Raw genomic sequence first — 19,691 nt, forward strand, 5'->3', positions numbered from 1 at the left:
TGGCTTTGCCGTCGAAAGTAACGCGTCACAGCGGCAGCTTAACCTGGCAGGGGCGCTTCTTTGAGTTTCCACTCTTCCCCTTCACGCTGCAGTTTCCAGGTCATTTTCGTTTCTGACTTTTCATCGGTTTTCTTTTTCGATGAACTGTCACCGCCCTGCGTTGAAAAAATGCCTCCAATAATTTTCACAGGCACAGTAGCTTCATCACCGTTAATTTCTGCGGTTCCATCAACTTCATAAGCATATTTGCCGTAATCCTGACGGTTTTCCGGTACCGCCCCGGAGACGAATGCTGCCTGAAACATTGCTTCATCACCACTGGCATCGCCCAGGGCCACAACATTCGCATAGACTTCCTGTTCCACTGTAATTGAAGTGTCATCTCCTCCACCACAACCAGTCAGAACAAAAACCATTAGACATATAATCCAGTATTTCATGCTTGACTCTCTTATCGATCTTCTCATTAAAAATAAGAACGCCACAGGCATCAGCTGCCTGCGGCGTACTCTGAAGCTCACGTTAATTAAAATTCACCAATCGTTTCACCATTACGAACGGTGTTCAAGGGATGCCAGATCCCGTTTTTATCGATGTTGTCGCTGATAAAGCGGACCGCGCCATCAGCCATCAATGCATTCACTCCCCCCGTATGATAGCTGCGAGCAGCTGCATAGACATTCTCTGTTGACCGATCTTCAGTACAATTCATGTATGGGCTCGTCGTAACTGAAATGGTATCATCACAGGCTGCCAGGATATCAGCGACACGGGCGTTAGGAGAATTATAGGCTGAAAAGATAGTGGCTCCCATCGCTGGCGACATCCAGACCCCACGTATATCCGTGGTGTCAGACGAGCCGTATCCATCTGCACTGATAATCTCACTGATCGCCACGGTATTACTCATCCCGTCAGTGAAGTCACTGTCCATTAAGCCCTTATCTTGCTGAAACAGGTCGCCTGATCCACCAGAGGGAATTGAAACTTTACCCTGATCCGTGAAGTAACAGCCGAAAGCACCTTTGGTAGAGCGGCTTTCCCAGGACAGCATATTCCCGCTTCCCCAGCTGGCTGCATAGCTGTTTCCTTTCGCCAGTCCTTCTAACCCATACGACCCATCTGTAAACAGAGTCTTGTCTCGGGGACTCGAAGGACAGTGATTAAATTTGGGTAAGGGATATCGACCAATATGTGCGGGAGCCAGATATTCGCAGTGATCCCAGGGGTTACTGGTCCCCCCCTTCTGAGTATCAGCACAGGTCGTTACCTGATCCCACAAACCGGGCTGTTCCATGTAAGGCAGCAACATCACCAGCCAGTGAAAACCAAATTCGTTCTGTCCGTTCTGCCAGCCTCCTGTCTGCCAGCGGTTACCGGATTCATCATAGCAGACATATCCCGGAGGAAATGCCCCATGAGTATCCAGGTGATTATGCAGCGCCAGGCCGTACTGCTTGAGATTATTCTTGCACTGCGACCGACGGGCTGCTTCACGCGCCTGCTGTACCGCGGGCAGTAATAGAGCAATCAGAATCGCAATGATAGCAATCACTACCAGCAGTTCGATGAGGGTGAAACCGCGACGACAGTTCTGACTCGACTGTTTCTGCGATTGTTGAAGTTGCATTGTAAGACTCTCCTTCTTACTTAAATAAAGAAATATTTTGAGAACAATAAGAACATACTCTCAGCACCGGCTACATTTCCGGACTCTGTAAAACATCTCTAACGATCTCAAATCAGACTGCACTGAACCAACAGGAATCAGTGAAAATTAGTATTTCGATAATCAGGACGGACCGTGGTTAAAATTCCCCATTCCGCCAGATCTGCAGACAGCCGAAATGCTGCTGCTGTAGTGTAGTAATCAGTTTCTGCCCAGACTGTCCGTAGCGAGTCGCATCAAGTGCCATCGCCTGATGAGCATACTCTCGTGCTTTCGCTGTCTGTTGCGTATCTTCGTAATATTGCGCGAGAAGAAAGTGCTGGTCCGCTGTGGGAGCCAGCGACAACGCCGATAGATACGCAGTTTCTGCTGCTTCATAGTTCCCTCGTTTTCGTTCAGCAAATGCAATCCCTTTCCAGGCGGCTACGATGCCTGCCTGCTGCTGTTCGGAAGCTGGTAACTTTTCCCACGCCTGTAATGCCCGGCGATATGCCTGCTGACTTTCGGCCCAATGCTGCTGCTGCTGATAGAGGTTGCCGAGCAACTGGCTGGTCAGCGGGCTGACCGTAGATTTGTCATACCAGGGTAACAGTAGATCAATGGCTGCCTGATCCTCCCCGAGGATGGCCAGCAACCGGGCACGATGGTAGGTCGACTCTTCATTGTGGGATGTCTGCTGGTTCATGTATGCCAGGCTACGCTCTACACCAAAGCAGTCATGATCCAGGTCGCGTGCTACGTCGTCGGCAGGCTGTCCTCCAATCTTGCCCCAGGGAGAAAGAATGCAGACCTCGCGTACAACTTGCCGGGCATCACCCAGTCGACCGCTGCCCAGATATTCGTCTACCTGTTGCGCCATTTCATCCACGCGGGACTGAATATAAAACACGGGAACCAATAATGCCGTCAGACAGACCGTGCTCCACACGAGTTTGCCTGCCCGCACGGAACCTTGCGGGATTTCCGTCCGAAAGAACCTGCCTGCCAGCAGGATCAACGACAGTATCAGCCAGAATGCGATAACGGGCCTCAGAATAAATGATTCCCAGGCATCGTATTCACTAAGTGCCCCGCTGGCATGACTGCTGCTGAAGAGAAAAACGAGAATCCCGGCAGTCCCGGTCAGCGCGATCAGGTTCACAATCTTAAAGAGCCCCGGACTGTGGTATTTGAGCACGCCCTGCATCCACTCTGTTACCACAATCGCCAGTGGCAGCATACAGAGAAAGTTGACAATCGTGATGTCGGCCCGTGCATAAGGCAGGCTCAGTCCACCTGAGTTACGGATGCTCTGTACCCACCAGCCTGCCAGACAGGCAATAAACAGCCCTGCGACTATTGGAACAGTTCTGTCGGGAACGGAGTCATATTTGATCAGGTCAGACGTGGAATTCGCATTCAGATTCTGTAACTTGGACTGACGTGCATTCATGTCGTTACCGCCTTCCGTGATTTCCAGATCAGACCATCATAGGCATAGTGCAGAAAGGCCATGATCAGGTTTGCGGTCAGCCAGAGTTCCATCAGATGGGTCTGCATCAGCCAGGCCCCCATCCCCAGAATGACTATGAAGACCGCCAGAATCATTCCCCAGCGAGGCATAAGTCGTTTAAACAGCTCGGTCGTTGATTTTCCAGACTGGTTCGTCCGGTCAACGGCCCAACTGACAATCGCCAGATATTCAATCGAATGAAACAGAGCAGAGGCCGTGGTCAGCACCAGCAGCAGCATGGGACTGCGGGCCACCACCGCCCCCAGCATTGCCAGGTAAAGCGTCATCACACTTGTAAAATACAGACAGCGGCCCACAGTCTGAGCCCGCAACTGCCAGAATTCACGCAACATCATTCCGATCGGGATTGTCGCAAACAGAGAATCGAGGATTCCCCACCCCGGCGTGGAACTGCCCCACGAAGCCCAGCTGGCGATCCGTAACGTGACATACAGCAGAAAACTCCGCATCAGCCATTTGTCGATACGCGACCGTCGAGGAGATATTCCCCCCGTCTTGCGACCATAGATGCTGTAGATTCCATGATGCTGAGCAGCGAAGTGCCACGCGTTCCAGATATAATCAATGGTTAACAGACAGGTCAGCGCTCCGGTGGAAATCTTGACCGCCAGAGGAATCGTCAGCAGACAGACTGTGATCAGGATGTATTTGTTTCGATTCGCTTCCAGGCGATCGCGTTCCATGAACAGCAAAGCCGGCGTAATCCAGCGGTGCGGCGTCGTAATGAAATAGACCTGCCAGAAGCTGATCCCGCTCTGAATTTCGAGTCCGCCCCACCACTGCAGCAGAACAAGCAGAGGCCAGCCCAGGTTCACGAGAAACAACAGATCATATTTAGGATCGACCAGCCAGGCGGATCGCAACGATTCACGGAACTGGCCCGTCACAGCTGCAGAAGATTCTGAAACCGCCTCTGGTAGGTAAGTTGTTGAAGAAACTTGTGACATATTGAAAATTACACCAAAGCCATTTCAGTGCACCGAAACAGTTTTGTGAGGAAGGAGAAAGTGGCTTGCAGCCTACTCGACTAAAGACAGCTTTCCGCGGAAAACAAAACCTGACGCGTTTGATACCACATCAGATTTGGAAGGCATCTTAGAGCTGATTTATTAAGAATCTGTGAGCAAATGAAGAAAATACACTCACAGAAATTCGCAAAAAAAAAGCACCGACGAGCGAGGGGTAAAGCACACAAATAATTTTTCAGATTAATGTTTCGTGAATTCGAAATGTGAGTTACATCAAGAAAAATTATTTTCAGAAAGGCTTTGAATCGAGGGAATACCTGTGAATCGGCGCAGCAGTATGCCTGTCCGCCCGTATTTCAGGGAACAGAATGTTCTATAAGAAAGGAGTGTGGCAGGGAGGCATGACACCAATGCCCCCTGCCTTTTCAGGCTGTGCTTAGCCGGCGGGCTGTTCTGGATTGAAGCCTTTGATATTCCGCCCGTGAGGTTTCACTGCAGAATTGTCATCGCTCACCCGGAAAAAGGTAGAGGTGCTCTTTCCCGAGGCCAGTTCTTTGACGCGGGCACACCAGATTCCAGCTTTGTCATTAGGAGCAATTTGAATCTGGAAATCCTGTTTCCCGTCGACCAGGGCCCGATAACCGGAAAACTCGGCCAGGCGTCCCTCGGCATCTTCAATCGTAACCTCGACCGGAATCACCGCCGACACCGGTTGTCCCTGCGGGTCGACGACACTGAGAGCTACGGTGCCACTCTCACCCCGTTTGAGTTTTTCAGGCACCTTCACTGTCACACCAGAAACAGGCTGATCAGTTACCAGGTAAATTCCCCCGGCTCCCGGTGCCAGTTGAATCCCTGCCTTCTGCTTACCTGCAGCCTGTTTCACAGACACAGGCTGGTGACGTACCAGGTCATACACGTGACCTGTAGGGCGATTCAGCGTAAGAGTTGTCTCAGCAGGTAAACCGTTTTCCATTACGCGTCCATGCTGGCCCACGTAGTCTCCAAACTCACGTCGATCATTGACCACAAACAGGTAGTCCGCAGCCTTACCTCGACGACAGTAAGGAATCACATCTGGATTCGACGAATCCAGGTACCGCTCGTATTTACCAGCGAGGGACTGACGCAGCTCCAATGCTTTCTTCTGCAGTTCCTGTTTGTCCTGTTCCGCATTTCCGGTTCTTCTGTATGAAGTGATGACAAGATCCGGCTTCACTCCCGGAGCGACATGCTCATCGGCAACCACGATGCCCCCCCGCTGCTGGAAGGCTTTGATCTTCTTTAAAATAGCTTCGGTCACCACATCACAATCCATCATGAACAGCACCTTATATTGATCCAGTCCATGCTGTTGAATCGATTCGTCAAAGACCACATCGGTCTGTAATCCAGCCCACTGCAGCATCTGATGGGCGTCACCCAGCCAGTAACCGTTCCAGCCATACGTTCCCCGTCGCGCAAAAACCTGGGCTGCAAAACTTTCATAGTAGGCAATGTCATTACGGGGTGCGGGAATCTGCTTCAGTGCAGGTCCCAGAGGCTGTACCACTTCATGAATCAACCGTTTGAGTTCATGCTGCGTCTGGGGATTGGTATAGCGATACCCGCTGGTCGATTCCGTAGGTACCAGCGACTGCCAGCCATGATACATGATGCCTTTGATCGGACGCGATATCTTGGCCCAGAACGCCTCGCGCAACTGCATGGGGGCGATTGTAATAAAGGGTGCATCGGGCTGTTCCCGTTCCCAACTCGCCAGAGGCGGAGTGTCTTTGTCGGTCTTCTTCGGCTGTGGGGCGGTCTGTGAACGATACCAGATGATCTGTGTCATCTTCATCACATCCTGATGCTTGCTGGAACCACGGGCCATGGCGAACAGTTCATCCAGCACCACGTTAATTCGAATCGGATCGGGATAGGTATAGGTCCAGTGCGAGAGAAAATCGACATTCCCCCCTGCCCCAAACACACTCGCCACCCGCATCGCGGGATCGTACCAGGTCCAGATCTTGTCGTCGGTCGAGTTCAGTCCCCTCTCCAGATCGCTGTTCAAATCGTTCCAGCCATCGCCGGTCTTCCAGTGCCACTTGTAATAGACATACAGCGGATTGTCATCTTTGATGATCCGGTCCGACGGGAAGTCCTTCAGTTTTTTATAATCCACGCCACGTGGCGGTCCCGCTTCTGCGGGAATATCAATCCCGGCAAATTTACGGAACGCGGCCCGGTCATGCTCGTGAAAACAGGGACGCGAATGCCCGCGAACTTCGGTATGCAGCAGTGCGGAATCGTAGGCAGGATAATCTCCATACGTTTCGGCAACCGAAACGCCCACGTTGTAACAGAACTCTTTAATCTCGGGAAACAACGGGCAGATATCTTCCCGGCTCTCATGGTGTGTTCCATCCCGGCTGACTCGCTGTAATTTCTCCTGGCTCCGCAACCAGGATCCGGGAGAGAGTCCCGCATAAAAGGAAACCCCGTTTGCCAATCCTCGATCCAATCCTTCACGCAGGGCTTGGACCTGTTCTTTGCCATCGGCCAGTGTCGGCTTGCCAGCCTGCCAGATCTTGGAATAATTTGCCCGCACACCAGCGGCATGCGTGAAACCAATTTCTTTCAGTCGATCGATTTCATTGATCCCGGCTCCCCACATCACGACCGGGAACCGGTCCGGCAGAGGGCGGGAGACGATCTGGATCGGGAACGAAGCCTGGGCTGTTGTCCCTGTCTTCTTCCCCGTCTCCAGTTCTGCTTTCAGTTCATACTTGTCGGGGCGTAAAGCGGTATTTAATGGAAAGGAAACCTTCCGGGGTTGCCCCGGTTCCAGATTTTTCAGCGTCGAAGTCCCCTGCACCAGTCCGTTAAGAGACCAGGTGACTGTCGCTTCTGGTAGAGGCTTTCGCTGCAGATTCGTGACCTCAAAATCGAGCGTCCGTTCGGGTTCCATGCGGACAAAACAGGATCGCTCTGAAATCCGTTCGAAACGGACAGGGCGAAATTCCAGTTCCCCTTCACTGATCCGCACCTGATCGATCAGTCCCGGAAAGCCGCCGTAATTACTTCCAGTCCGATCTCCGATTGTGAGATAACGGGAACCGGCTGCGACCGCGCCCACATCGTTAACGGTCTTTTCCCCCCAGGGAATTCCGTTAATCAGAAACCGACCGCGTCCTGCGCCATTGTACAGGAAGACAACGTGATACCAGGTCTCGGGCTCGAGCTGCAACGGATTCGAAAACCAGGTCTCAGATTTGTTACCAAACCCCAGGACGGCCTTTAAAGTCCGCGAGCCGGTACGCCCTGCAGGAGTAAACACCAGCTGGTAATCAGTGTCGCTGACATATTTTTTATCCAGCAAATAAGGAGTCGCAGCTTTTACGATATCTTTTTCCGGCTTGATCCACATCTCCAGGGTGAAAGCACCGCGGGGTGAGAGGTGTGGCGAGTCCGACACCATCGCCCAGTGACGCTTATCAATCACCGGAAAACCGGGAAAGGAACGCATCGCCGCACCGAAACGGCCCTTGGGTTCAATCTCAGCCCCATCAAAAGTGGCGTCCAGCTTATGTCCTGAAAGATCTGCGCCGGGCTTGTCTCCATCAAAAGTCCATAAACCCAGCACATGCTTGCCGGTCGCGTTTTCCTTTGTGTACTGCGACTGCCAGGGTTCCTGCAGATCTTGACTGGCCGGTTCAGCTGACTTTGCTGTGAAAGGAGATGAAAGAAAAACCAATACGAGTCCGAACGTTATTAACGATCTCAGCATGAGCGATCACCACTAGAAAGATTAGCCTGCGAATTTGTGAACTTTTTAAAGTAATTTCTGATTTCAGTTTAGCAACTCAGAATCGGTCTGAAAACTCAGCAGAGAGGATGTCTGCTTTTGTATGAACTTCCTGCAATTTCAGCCTGTTTGTTTGAGTGTCGTGATCCTGCTATGATCGTGAACAATCACTTTTTGTGATCCATGCGCTCCCTTCTGAACTCTGTACCTGTCTCTTTGAATCATTCAATGCTCATGAACGCCCAAACTCCCCATCAGCCGACTACAACGCCGCCACTCGTGATCATGACCGACCTGGACGGCACACTGCTGGATCACGATACCTATTCCTATGCGCCCGCGATCCCTGTGATGGAACGTCTCAAAGCAGCGGGGATTCCTTTGATGCTCAATACGAGCAAAACGGCAGCGGAGTTGATGAGTTTGCGCCATGAACTGGAAAATTCAGATCCCTATATTGTAGAAAATGGATCAGCACTTTATCTGCCAACCCACTTCCTGACGGAGAACTCTGCCCAAAATTCGGGAGACCAGGTGCACATTCTGGGGGCAGTCCGCTCCGAAATTCTGACTTTGATTCAAAAAATCCGGGTGGATGAAAAATTCCTGTTTACCGGATTTGCAGATATGGAAGTCGCTGAAGTCATTGAATATACGGGACTATCGGAAAGTGCAGCCCAACGGGCTATGACCCGTGAATTCTCCGAACCCCTGATTTGGCAGGACTCGGCACATCAATTGCGTAAGTTTGAAGCACTGATTGCCAATCATGGTCTACGGCTGCTGCGTGGCGGCCGGTTTGTGCATGTGATTGGTGCGTGTGACAAAGGAAAATGTCTGCAATGGTTTCGCAACTGGTTTGCATCGTCTGATCAACGTGTGCCTCGATTTGTGGCGCTGGGCGACAGTCAGAATGATGTAGCCATGCTGAAAACAGCAGACATCGCAGTCATTGTGCGCTCTTCCCATCATGAACCTCCTGATCTTGAACAGCAGTCTGCGGTCATAATCACTGACAAAACCGGTCCGCAAGGCTGGGCCACTGCGTTGACCCAAATACTGGATGACGAGCAAATCTGATCATCCCGTGTTGTTGCGCTCAAACATTGATCATGGAGATCTGGTATGGGAGACTTCTACCAAAACGGAATTATTACGACCCTGCATAATCTCTCTTCCCGATCGCTGGAAGAGATGGAAGCGGAACTGCTCCAGTTTTCCAAAATCCGCCCCATGAGCCTGGTGCTTCCCTGTCTCTACAGCGAACTGGAAGGCCCGGCCCTCGATAAAATTGTTACGGAACTCGCACAGGTCAATTACCTGCAGGAAATTGTGATTGGCCTCGATCGGGCCGACGAAAATCAATATAAACATGCGATCCAGTTCTTCAGCCGCCTGCCTCAGAAACATCGTATTCTCTGGAATGACGGCCCCCGCCTGCAGGAAGTCAACACACTGCTGCAGAACCAGGGACTGGCACCCAACGAACTCGGAAAAGGCTGTAACGTCTGGTTCTGTCTCGGGTATGTCCTCGCACAGGGGACCGCCTCATCCGTCGCACTGCACGACTGCGATATTCTGACTTACGATCGCAGCATGCTCGCACGACTGATCTACCCGGTCGCCAACCCCAGCTTCAACTACCAGTTCTGCAAAGGCTATTATGCCCGCGTGGCGGATAATAAAATGAACGGTCGCGTCACCCGACTGCTGGTGACTCCCCTGCTCCGCGCGTTAAAGAAAATTCTGGGCTCGCTGGATTATCTTGAATACCTCGACAGCTACCGCTACCCGCTGGCCGGGGAGTTCTCGTTCCGTACCGATGTGATCAACGACATTCGTATTCCCAGTGACTGGGGGCTGGAAATCGGTGTCCTCTCGGAAGTCAAACGTAACTACTCGACAAACCGCTTGTGCCAGGTTGATATCGCTGACCGCTACGATCACAAACATCAGCAGCTATCCGTCGATGATGCCCAGGCAGGGCTTTCGAAAATGTCGATTGATATTTCGAAAGGAATCTTCCGCAAACTCGCCACCAATGGCGTTGTCTTTTCCACGGAAACCTTCCGCTCCATCAAGGCGACCTACTACCGGATCGCCCTCGACTTTATTGAGACCTACCGCAACGATGCCATCATCAATGGTCTCGCACTGGATGTTCATAACGAAGAAAAAGCCGTTGAGCTGTTTGCAGAAAATGTGTTAAAAGCGGGGATTCACTTCCTGGATAACCCCATGGAAACGCCGTTTATCCCCAGTTGGAACCGCGTTCAAAGTGCGGTTCCCGATATCTTTACCCGTTTGTGTACCGCCGTTGACGATGATTACCGGGAGTTTGCCTGAACCGATGACCGAACCTGTCGCGCACTCTGCCATCAGTGAATACCGTTTCATGGTCGAGAACCATCTCAAGATCATTTATCCCGAGCTGGACCATGCAGCGTTTGCCCAGGATCTAATCGACATCATGTGCCCGGACGGGCAGTGCCAGACGCCGGAAACGCATCAGAATCACTGGGACCAGCGGAACGTCGTCATGATCACTTACGGCGACAGTCTGCTGGCAGAAAACGAGAGTCCCCTGCAGACCCTGCTCCATTTCTCGGAAAAATATCTCAGCAATACAATCAACGGCATTCATATTCTCCCCTTCTTCCCGTATAGCTCTGATGATGGTTTTTCGGTGATCGATTACCATCAGGTGAATCCCACCCTCGGTGACTGGGAAGACATCAATGCCATCGCGGAAAAATTCCAGTTAATGTCGGATCTGGTCATCAATCATTGTTCAAGTCAGAGTGAATGGTTTCAACAGTTTAAACGTGGCGAATTTCCCGGCCGGGACTTTTTCTTCTGTGCCAGCCCGGACGACGACCTGGCCGATGTCGTTCGCCCCCGCACTAATGAACTGCTGCAGCGCATCGATACGCCAGAAGGGCCGCGATACGTCTGGTGCACCTTCAGTCATGATCAGATCGACCTGAACTTCGCAGAGCCACTGCTACTTAAAGAAGTGGTAAAGATAGTCAAACTTTACCTGGACCATGGTGTGCAGATTTTTCGCCTCGATGCGATCGCGTTCATCTGGAAAGTCGCAGGAACCACCTGCCTCAGCCTGCCGGAAACCCATGAAATCGTCCGCCTGCTGAGAACCCTGATCCAGTTTGTCTCCCCCCAGGCCATGATTCTCACAGAAACCAATATTCCCAATCGCGAAAATCTGGCTTATTTCGGAAACTCGAACGAAGCCCATGCCATCTATAATTTCTCACTGCCCCCACTGCTGGTCAACGCCATGCTCTGTGGCAGCTGTCAGCATCTGAAGACCTGGATGATGAGTATGCCACCAGCACTGCATGGTACGACTTATCTAAACTTCATCGCCTCTCACGACGGAATCGGCCTGCGACCGGCAGAAGGTCTGATGGACGACGAAGAAATCAACCGGATGGTCACCATGATGGAACAGTTCGGCGGTCGCATCTCTATGCGTTCCCTTCCGGGAGGAGGCATGCGACCTTACGAGATCAACATCTCTCTGTTTGACGCCATGAAAGGCACAATCGACGGACAAGATGAATGGCAAATCCCCCGCTTCCTCTGTGCGCATGCCATCATGATTGCACTGGAAGGCATCCCTGCACTCTATATTCACAGCTTTCTGGGAACCCATAACGACCAGGAAGGCGTTGAACGCACGGGGCACAACCGCTCCATCAACCGGCACCGCTGGGACTACGAACAATTACAGGCGGTTCTGGCCGATGAAAATTTCTCACACGCCCATGTCTTCCAGGGACTCTGCCATCTGCTTCAGGTTCGCAGACGTCAGCCCGCGTTCCATCCCAACGCGACCCAGTTCACTTTACATCTGGGGGATGCCGTCTTTGCTTTCTGGAGACAGAGCATGGATCGACAGCAGAGTATTTTCGCACTGAATAATGTGTCAAATACCGAACAAATCCTGCCCCTCTCAGAGATCAACCTGATCGGCACCGATTCCTGGATCGATTTGATCAGCGGTGAAATCTATTCCAACCTCAGAGCAGAACTGACTCTCAAACCTTACCAGGTGGTCTGGCTGACCAATTTATTTGAACGTGAGTAACTTCTCCTGATTCGACACGGTGATTGAGTTATTCTGCCATTCTTTCAGGAACCGGATTCTGAAAACAGAGCTCATAACCATCGGGATCTTTCAGAAACAGCTGGTTCATTCCGTAGAAGGCTACTTTCGGCGGATCCAGTCCCATTCCCTTGCCACGCAGTTCCTCGTACATGGCATGTGCATCCTCACATAGAAAAAAGAAGCCGATGCCTTTGCTCCGTTCCTCAGTGGTCCCGTCTTCATCCGGGCAAGCCAGCTGCAGCATCAGAGCCACGCCATCCCGCTCCAGCCGGCACCAGGACAGTTTCCCCTCCGGTTCCCAGTTCAGTGTCATCTCAAAACCGAGTTGATCCCGATAAAAGGAGACAGACTGCATGACATCTTCCACAAACAGAAGCGGTACCAGTTCCTGAATAGTGTTGGGGCCTGACTGCATCAGCGTATCTCCTGCTTCACTCTAAAAGTTTCAGGATGCCTCGTCGCGATGAACGGTATCGGGCGAAAAGGCGGGCGTACAAACCGCGATATATTCGGCCCCCTCCGCGCCAGGTGTACTGTAACGAACCCACTCGCCGGGCTCCAGTATTATCCCCTGTCCCGTCTTGACTTCAAACATCCCCTCACGCGTCTCAACCTGCAGCGTGCCTTTCAAAACCACGGTCGTTTCCCGAAAATCAGGTGTCTGGGCCGGTTCTACCCAGCCACCGGGAGAAACCATACGGGCGATGCTGATCGCGTCGTCTCCCGTATTCACTCGCCCCACAAACTCTTCAATCTGCTTGGGTTTGTTACCGGCGGCTTCTACAACGACAGGACGTTCAATGAATTGAGGCATGTTGATCCTTTCCGATCATCTTGGCTAATGTGGTTATGAATCTTCGTTGAGGTACTAGGAATGCCGGTCCTGAATTTTTATCATGAGACCGAATCAATCCAGCATCTCTTTTCCTGTAACATTCGGGAGTTGAACACATGGTAGCAAGTCTGCTGATACCTGTCCTGTTATCTGCCGTTGCACTGTTTTTTGCCAGCTTTCTGTCCTGGATGGTCTTCCAGTTGCATCGATCAGACTGGATTAAGATCGAACAGGAAGACGAGTTCCTCGATGCGTTGCGAGGTCTGAACCTGGGCCGGGGCAGCTACATGTTCCCTGGCTGCAAAACCCCCGAAGAGATGAAAAGCGAATCCTACCAGCAGAAGTGGGAACAGGGGCCCCGTGGAATTATCACCCTGTTTGACAAAGTCAATATGGGTAGAAACCTGGGGCTGACGTTTCTTTACTTTCTCGTAATCAGCTTTGCGCTGGTCTGCCTCGCGACGCTGGTACTCTCGCCGGGTGCAGAATTCACAGTCGTCTTTCGCTTTTTCGCCCTGGCTGCGTTACTGACGTTTCTCTCTGCTATCGTGCAGCATGCGATCTGGTTCCACAATCGTATCACCGGACATATCATCGAATCGATTCTGTATGCGGTTATCGTCGGACTCATTTTCGGATCCTTCTGGCCGGCTGCATGAGATAGCCAACTTCATTTTTAAAATTAACCTCAAAACCTTAAAGGATATTCTATGACTGATTCACTCCCCCTCGCCGGACAGAAGTTTCTACTGTTCGTAGGAGCGGACTACGAAGACCTCGAACTCTGGTACCCGAAGCTCCGTCTCGAAGAAGCGGGCGCAGAGACAACCATGGCGGGACTGGAAGCCAATCAGACCTACCTGGGTAAGCATGGCTATCCGGCAGAATCGGAAGCCACCATTGAGAGCATTTCATCCAGCGATTACCAGGGGGTAATCTGTGCCGGCGGCTGGATGCCCGATAAGCTCCGCCGCTATGAAAAAGTACTTTCGCTGCTGCAGGAATTCCATGAAAGCGAAAAGCTGATTGCAGCCATCTGTCACGGTGGCTGGATGCCGATCTCTGCCGGCATCTATCAGGGCGTCAAAGTCACCGGTTCTCCCGGAATCAAAGACGACCTCGTCAATGCCGGCGCCATCTGGGAAGACGCACCTGTTGTCGTGGACCGACACTTCGTCTGCAGTCGTCGCCCGGGTGACCTCCCTGACTTCTGTCGTGGTATCCTGGATGTCCTTCAGTCGAAGTAAAGAAACCATTTCACAGACCGTCAGGGAAAGACGGTCTGTGCCCGTTTCTTAATCTCGGCATTCTCTGACATTTTCAGCTGCTGCTGAACTGAGGCATCCACCAGTTCGGCAGCCAGCTCTTTTTTCTCCAGCGCCTGCAGCAGCATCAACGTGCGGACCTCTGTTCTGACGAGAGCCTCGACCGCAAGCTTCCGGTTCCGCGGAGTCAATTTCGGCAGCGCGGTGATCAGATCCTGAGCCGCTTCCGGGGTATTGATGTCGCCCAGCCCACTGACGGCTCCCATCTGCAATTCGGCCTGCTTCGCATCCATCAGGTAACGTTTCAACTGCTGCTGACATTTCTCGTAGTCGAGCATGGCCACCATGCGCAGTGCATCATAGCGGGTACCCGATTTGATTTTGGGATCATCGGCCATCTTGACTGCAGCATGCAGCGACTGCTTCCAGCGAACTTCCAGCGGAGGAGTGGCTTTGAGAATGTTTTCGATTTTCGTTCGTGGCCAGTCGCCGGCGATGGTGATCCCGTTGATCACACCACCGCCTATCACCACGGCCTGCCAGCACTCCAGCGACTGTCCGAAGTCCGGCAGTGAAGCAGCCAGCAAGCGATGAAGTTCATCCGCCTGATTTCGTTTTCCGGCAGCAATCGCCTGTCTCCAGATATCAGGAATGTTGCGATATTCATCGGGTGTACCGACTTTAACATCCGCCACCAGAGACTTGATTCGGGCCACCGGATCGACTTCAGGAGCAGCCTGTTCTGCAGCGCCGGGTGTAACGGATACCGCCTGATGCTGATCGCTGGTAGCGGTACTGGCCAGCGAGATTTCCGAAAGAAACAGCCAGCGACCGGCACTTTGAAAATCAATGCGTACAAACCGTCCCCGTTGTTCCGGGAACGTGATTTCAATCATGCGTCGATCAATTTCATACAGCCCCAGTCCATCCGGGTGGTTATCGAATTCCGAAAACTGTACCGGATTACCAAACTCACGCCCGTTGTTGCTGAAGGAAACCCGCACTGATCGCGGAGCATGAATTGATCCCGGTTCATGATTGACGCCATACACGATCCGCAATGACTGCAGAGGCATCTTCTTCCCCAGATCCAGTTCAATTCGCGGCTGGGGGTGCTCGCCAGTGAAGCGGAACCCGACCCATTGGCCGTCATTGAATTTGGGAGTTCCGTTCATCCGATCGACCAGCTTCGGCTTCTGTGCATCATCGGGATAACTGGCATCCGGAGTCACCGCTCCCGCGTACTTGTAGGTCACGGGGGCACTGTGTTCCTGGAGATACACAATCAGATCCGCCATCGCTGCGGGAGGAATTTCCCGTTCCAGCCCCTCGGGCATGAGTGACTTACCCGAATTGATCAACTCGTCAATCTGGGCTCTCAGAATCGTCAGCACTTTTCCCTGCTGCGCTTTCAGCGTGATACTGTTGCTCTGTTCGGAAACCAGAATCCCCGTATTAAGTTTTCCATCTTCCGTTACCGCCAGATAGGAAGCATAACGACCATCGACGGCTTTATTCGGATCCAGAATTGAAGTCAGCAAAAATGACTTGGATTGATCCGTCAGTGCTGCCAGGTCAGGACCGACCACATGTCCTTTGCCATCCAGGCGATGACAGCTGGCACACTGCTTCTCAAAGACCTGCCGCCCTCGTTCCAGGTTCCCCTGTTTCAGATCAACCGACTGATACTGCTTCAGTACCTGTTCGCGACTGGCACTGCTGGCCGCGGAAAACAGTTTCTGCGCGTGCTCTTTAATCTTGGAATTCTTATGCTCGAGCAATCGCTGTTGATTCGTCAGATCAATCTGGGCAGGTTGCACCTGCTTCTGTTCAACCTGTTTCAGCAGTGCCTGAGTCGTCGATTCCCGCAGGAGTAACTGATTCAGAACTTCTGCCTGAATAGAAGGCGTGAACTGCTTCCAGTTTTCAAACACCAGCTCCAGTGCCTCTGGATTCTGGGTGGCGATCAGGTTTCTCAATGCAGCAATCTGCAGCTTCAATGGTGTCTGGGGAGAGAGCAGATCGGCAACAAAATCGAGGTCCTTCTGATTCTGTTTCAGGCTTAATAAAAACTCCAGGGAGGTCACCCGTTCTTCCGGGGACTGATCGACATCAGATACCAGCTCACGGGCACGCGGACTCAAAGCCGAGATCTGTTCCTGAAATACATCCGAATGGCCCTGCTGTTTCACCTGAGGCGACTGCAGTAACTGAGCAAGCAAGTTCCATTCCCAACTCGGAATCTGCTGACTTTCGGCAGCATGCGCAGTCAGATGGACAGCCAGGTCATTCAACACCTTGGGCTGCTTCGAAGCGATTGCCATATCGGTCAGTGCATTAAGCACCGGCAGCATCTTCGGATTGGCTGTCACCTGAGGCAAAAGTGATGCGATTGCGGATGCCAGTCGGCTTGGTTCAAAACTCGTCAGTACTGCAGAGCGAATATAAACACTGTCGGCATGCTGCTGCATCAATTTCAATAACGCTGCCGTCGCGGCATCGCCTTTTAAATCACCAAGAGAGTAAGCCAGTTGCAGAATCACAGACGGATCCTGTTCCTGCTTTGCCTGTGCCAAGACCGCATCTGCCAGTGGAGACGATTCATTCAAAAATGGTTCCGACAGTCGAATCGCTTCGCGTCGGACTCCCGGATGAGCATCGTTAATCCGCGGTTGTAACAATTCCGGATCAAGTCCCTGTAACGCATCCAGTGTGCACAATGCCTGCAGGCGTGAGGCGGGGAATTCGGCCTCTGCTGCGATCTGTTTCAAGACTGGAACAGCACTCTGATCGCCGCGTAAGCGAAGTTCCTGCTGCACCATATCACGCAGAGTACCATTCTTACTTTCCATCAACCCTGCCACTTTCGCAGCACTGAGTCGTTTCAGATCCGGAATGGACTTGAGCTGTTGTCCCTTACGCGTCACACGATAGATCCTCCCCCGCGTCTCCCCCGCGCGGACATTCAGTTTCTGTACGGACTCCGGGGAAAGAAATTTGGGATGCTCAATCAGATAACGGTACATGTCGACGATGTATAGCGAGCCATCGGGAGCGGTTCTCATCTGAACGGGGCGAAACCAGTTATCGGTCGATGTCAGAAATTCACGTCCCTGCTCTTCTTTCGCCCGGTAGCCGGCGAATGTCACTCCCTCAGGTTTCAAGACGCGACGATGCACCAACTGATTCACTGGTTCACAGACAAACGCATTTTCATAAAAGGGATCGCCCAGTGCGACATCGCGATAGAGCCCCAGTCCACAGGCAGACGTCGGTCGGCCGCGTTGTCCACTGAGGTGGAATTGAACCAGTTCCCCGACCGGATATAACTGACTGGCGTCATCACCGCGGGGCACGGCCACTTCAGCCGGCGGTGAAACCACATACGGATTTTTACGATAGTAAGCTTCATCCACGGGATAATGCACACACAGACTGCCATTCCGACAACCAAACCAGTCTCCCCAGTCATCGCGGACTCGCCCCTGCTGGGTTCGTCCACTGACCGGCTCCAGTTCTCCCGTCTCAGGATGAAAGCGAAAATCCCGATTGGTAACATTAACGGTCTGACCGTTGAAGGATTTGATGATCCCGCCAAAAAGCCCCCCGGAAGCATAGACCCAGTTATCCAGGCCCGGTGCCAGACTGTTGACTCGTGCCTGATAGTTGTGGGTTGCAAAACCGGTGAGCACCTTGCGGTTGATGTCTGCTTTCCCGTCGCCGTCGGTGTCTTCTGCATAAATCACATCGGGGGCAGTACAGACCAGCAACCCGTTTTTCCAGACCATCAGTCCGGTGGGAAACGGCAGCCCCTCCAGAAACACAGTTGATTTATCGTAGGTCCCGTCCTGATCGAGGTCTTCCAGAAATTTGACCACGCCCCCCGGCTTGAGATTGCCGTCCATCCCCTGCGGATAGTCTCGCATTTCCACAACCCACAGTTTTCCATCCGGTCCGAACTCCACTGCCACCGGATCGACTACCAGCGGCTCGGCGGCCACCACATCGACCTGCAGGTCATCTGCGTAATTCATCCGGGAAATCGATTCTTCCGGAGTCAGTGGTCGTTTCCCACCTGTTCGGCTGACATCTTCCGCAGGCTTAAAGTCAGCGGGAATTTGAGCGGCCACTGTCTTGAGAATTTTCCCTTCCAGTCCCGGTGCAAACGGACCCGGCTTGTCATACCAGACCATCGCATTCCGCCCTTCGTAGCCTCCTTCTTGCAGGACGCGTTCGGACGGAATGTAACAGGGAACATCATTCGCATAAGAAGAGACCCAGACTTTCTCTCCGTACTTACTCTTGATCGCCAGTGAGTAATCGACGACCACCTCTCCACCAAGAAACACCATTGCCAGGTCGTCGCCGAACACCCAGGATTTCACCGGATAGTCGATCTCGTCAATTAAAGCCTCGCCCTGTGCCAGTCGTTTCAGATTTTTCTGAGCGTGGTAGCCCGTAATGCCAGGCTTTTGTGCCAGCGATTTCCACTCTTCCTCTGTCGGCAGAGTCGCCAACGGGAGTTTCACTTCCTGGCTGTGTGTGGTCAGGCTGCCGGTAATCGGTGTCAGACTCGTCTTCAACCGCTGCTTGACACCATCGGCGAGCCCCCGCCCATTCACCCGGGCAGCTCCCTGATCGTCGCCACGGACTTTGGGATTCTGATCGGCTCCACAACCAATGGCCACCATTGCCATGCACCCCGGATAATCGGTTTCGATCCCTTCGACAGCACACCCGGCCCAGTCCCCCGACATAAATGGGACCGGTCCTAATGTAGTACAGTGACAGGCATAGCTCACCAGAATCGCGCGACGCTTTCCCTCCGGACTTTTCACGACCAGAATCGGTACCTCGTAATCGACGGGCCCGGTGATCTGTCTGCGGTTTTTGGCAAAGGTGGCTGTTCCAGTTCCCCATTCCAGGTGTGCAGGACGGGAATCCTGAATCGCCTGCTTTGCAACCTCGGTCAAATTCTCCACTAACTCCTGAGTATAGCGGGCAATCACTGCCTGCTCCTCTTTGGTCAGATCTTTCGTGAACAGGTTTGGCAACACATCAGTCAGCATGGGGGCGGAATGGGTGTGAGTCGAACAGATCACAACGCCGGATGGCGTCATTTCATATTTATCTTTCAGATTCGCGACAACCTGTTTCGTCACGAGAGCGGGAACGCCACAGTTATCAACCGTGATCAGCACACGTGGCTTACCCTGTTGATCCTCAACAGCAACGGCACGTGCCCATAAATGCTGTTCCACCTGATTGATCAGCTTCGATCCACGAGCGGCGTATCCGCTTAAGGGGACCGGATACTCCGGAGTGATATCGACTTTGGCGATCCCTACTGAAAATGTTTTCGTTTTTTCAGCGTGAGTGATCGAAAAAGAAATACTGAAGACCACTGCCGTCGTTAAGAGGCGAAAGGCGTGCATGAGCTGGGGTCCTGTTCTGGAAAACAGTCTGGATGACTAGCGCAGGTATTGATTTTGATTGAATCAATTCCAGTGATCCCAGGC

General features: G+C 52.4%; 13 protein-coding genes. 5 read left to right on the top strand and 8 right to left on the bottom strand.

Going from position 1 to position 19,691, the window contains the following annotated elements:
- Positions 1-38: 38 nt before the first annotated feature.
- The 5 genes from F1728_RS07515 to F1728_RS07535 all read right to left on the bottom strand — a co-directional run bounded on the left by F1728_RS07515 (position 39) and on the right by F1728_RS07535 (position 7,922).
- Positions 39-491: a hypothetical protein gene (locus tag F1728_RS07515; protein WP_155363594.1), complete on the bottom strand. Its 453-nt coding sequence runs from the start codon at positions 489-491 to the stop codon at positions 39-41.
- Between the two features lie 35 nt (positions 492-526).
- Positions 527-1,630 carry a DUF1559 domain-containing protein gene (locus F1728_RS07520; RefSeq protein ID WP_155363595.1) on the bottom strand — a complete coding sequence of 368 codons (1,104 nt, stop codon included), beginning with the start codon at positions 1,628-1,630 and terminating at the stop codon, positions 527-529.
- A 178-nt stretch (positions 1,631-1,808) separates the two neighbouring features.
- Positions 1,809-3,101: a tetratricopeptide repeat protein gene (locus tag F1728_RS07525; RefSeq protein WP_155363596.1), complete on the bottom strand. Its 1,293-nt coding sequence runs from the start codon at positions 3,099-3,101 to the stop codon at positions 1,809-1,811.
- Positions 3,098-4,069 carry a hypothetical protein gene (locus F1728_RS07530; protein WP_155363597.1) on the bottom strand — a complete coding sequence of 324 codons (972 nt, stop codon included), beginning with the start codon at positions 4,067-4,069 and terminating at the stop codon, positions 3,098-3,100. Before F1728_RS07530 ends, F1728_RS07525 begins: the two co-directional genes overlap by 4 nt.
- 517 nt (positions 4,070-4,586) lie before the next feature.
- Positions 4,587-7,922, bottom strand: a complete 3,336-nt coding sequence (locus F1728_RS07535) for a LamG-like jellyroll fold domain-containing protein (RefSeq protein WP_155363598.1) — start codon at positions 7,920-7,922, stop codon at positions 4,587-4,589.
- A 252-nt stretch (positions 7,923-8,174) separates the two neighbouring features.
- Between F1728_RS07535 and F1728_RS07540 the strand changes: the two genes are divergently transcribed.
- From F1728_RS07540 to F1728_RS07550, 3 genes are read left to right on the top strand one after another with little or no spacing between them, the layout of a single operon-like run.
- A complete protein-coding gene (locus F1728_RS07540; protein WP_194242728.1) occupies positions 8,175-9,020 on the top strand; it encodes an HAD-IIB family hydrolase in 846 nt (281 codons plus the stop codon).
- A 45-nt stretch (positions 9,021-9,065) separates the two neighbouring features.
- On the top strand, positions 9,066-10,286 hold the full coding sequence (locus F1728_RS07545) for a glycosyltransferase family protein (protein WP_145181458.1): 1,221 nt from the start codon (positions 9,066-9,068) through the stop codon (positions 10,284-10,286).
- Between the two features lie 4 nt (positions 10,287-10,290).
- The gene (locus F1728_RS07550) at positions 10,291-12,051 is read left to right on the top strand and encodes a sugar phosphorylase (protein ID WP_155363600.1); all 1,761 of its coding nucleotides are present in this window, start codon (positions 10,291-10,293) and stop codon (positions 12,049-12,051) included.
- A gap of 28 nt (positions 12,052-12,079) precedes the next feature.
- Here F1728_RS07550 and F1728_RS07555 read toward each other — a convergent pair whose 3' ends face one another.
- Positions 12,080-12,487, bottom strand: a complete 408-nt coding sequence (locus tag F1728_RS07555; protein WP_155363601.1) for a VOC family protein — start codon at positions 12,485-12,487, stop codon at positions 12,080-12,082.
- Between the two features lie 30 nt (positions 12,488-12,517).
- Entirely contained in the window at positions 12,518-12,886 is a 369-nt protein-coding gene (locus F1728_RS07560; RefSeq protein WP_155363602.1) for a cupin domain-containing protein, read from the bottom strand.
- Between the two features lie 137 nt (positions 12,887-13,023).
- Here F1728_RS07560 and F1728_RS07565 point away from each other — a divergent pair, with 137 nt between their 5' ends.
- On the top strand, positions 13,024-13,566 hold the full coding sequence (locus F1728_RS07565) for a hypothetical protein (protein WP_155363603.1): 543 nt from the start codon (positions 13,024-13,026) through the stop codon (positions 13,564-13,566).
- 51 nt (positions 13,567-13,617) lie between these two features.
- Positions 13,618-14,154 (top strand): type 1 glutamine amidotransferase domain-containing protein, encoded by a 537-nt coding sequence (locus F1728_RS07570; RefSeq protein ID WP_155363604.1) that lies wholly within the window; start codon positions 13,618-13,620, stop codon positions 14,152-14,154.
- A 20-nt stretch (positions 14,155-14,174) separates the two neighbouring features.
- Here F1728_RS07570 and F1728_RS07575 read toward each other — a convergent pair whose 3' ends face one another.
- Positions 14,175-19,607 (bottom strand): neutral/alkaline non-lysosomal ceramidase N-terminal domain-containing protein, encoded by a 5,433-nt coding sequence (locus tag F1728_RS07575; protein WP_155363605.1) that lies wholly within the window; start codon positions 19,605-19,607, stop codon positions 14,175-14,177.
- Positions 19,608-19,691: the final 84 nt, after the last annotated feature.

Source organism: Gimesia benthica (assembly GCF_009720525.1).
GTDB classification, from domain to species: domain Bacteria; phylum Planctomycetota; class Planctomycetia; order Planctomycetales; family Planctomycetaceae; genus Gimesia; species Gimesia benthica.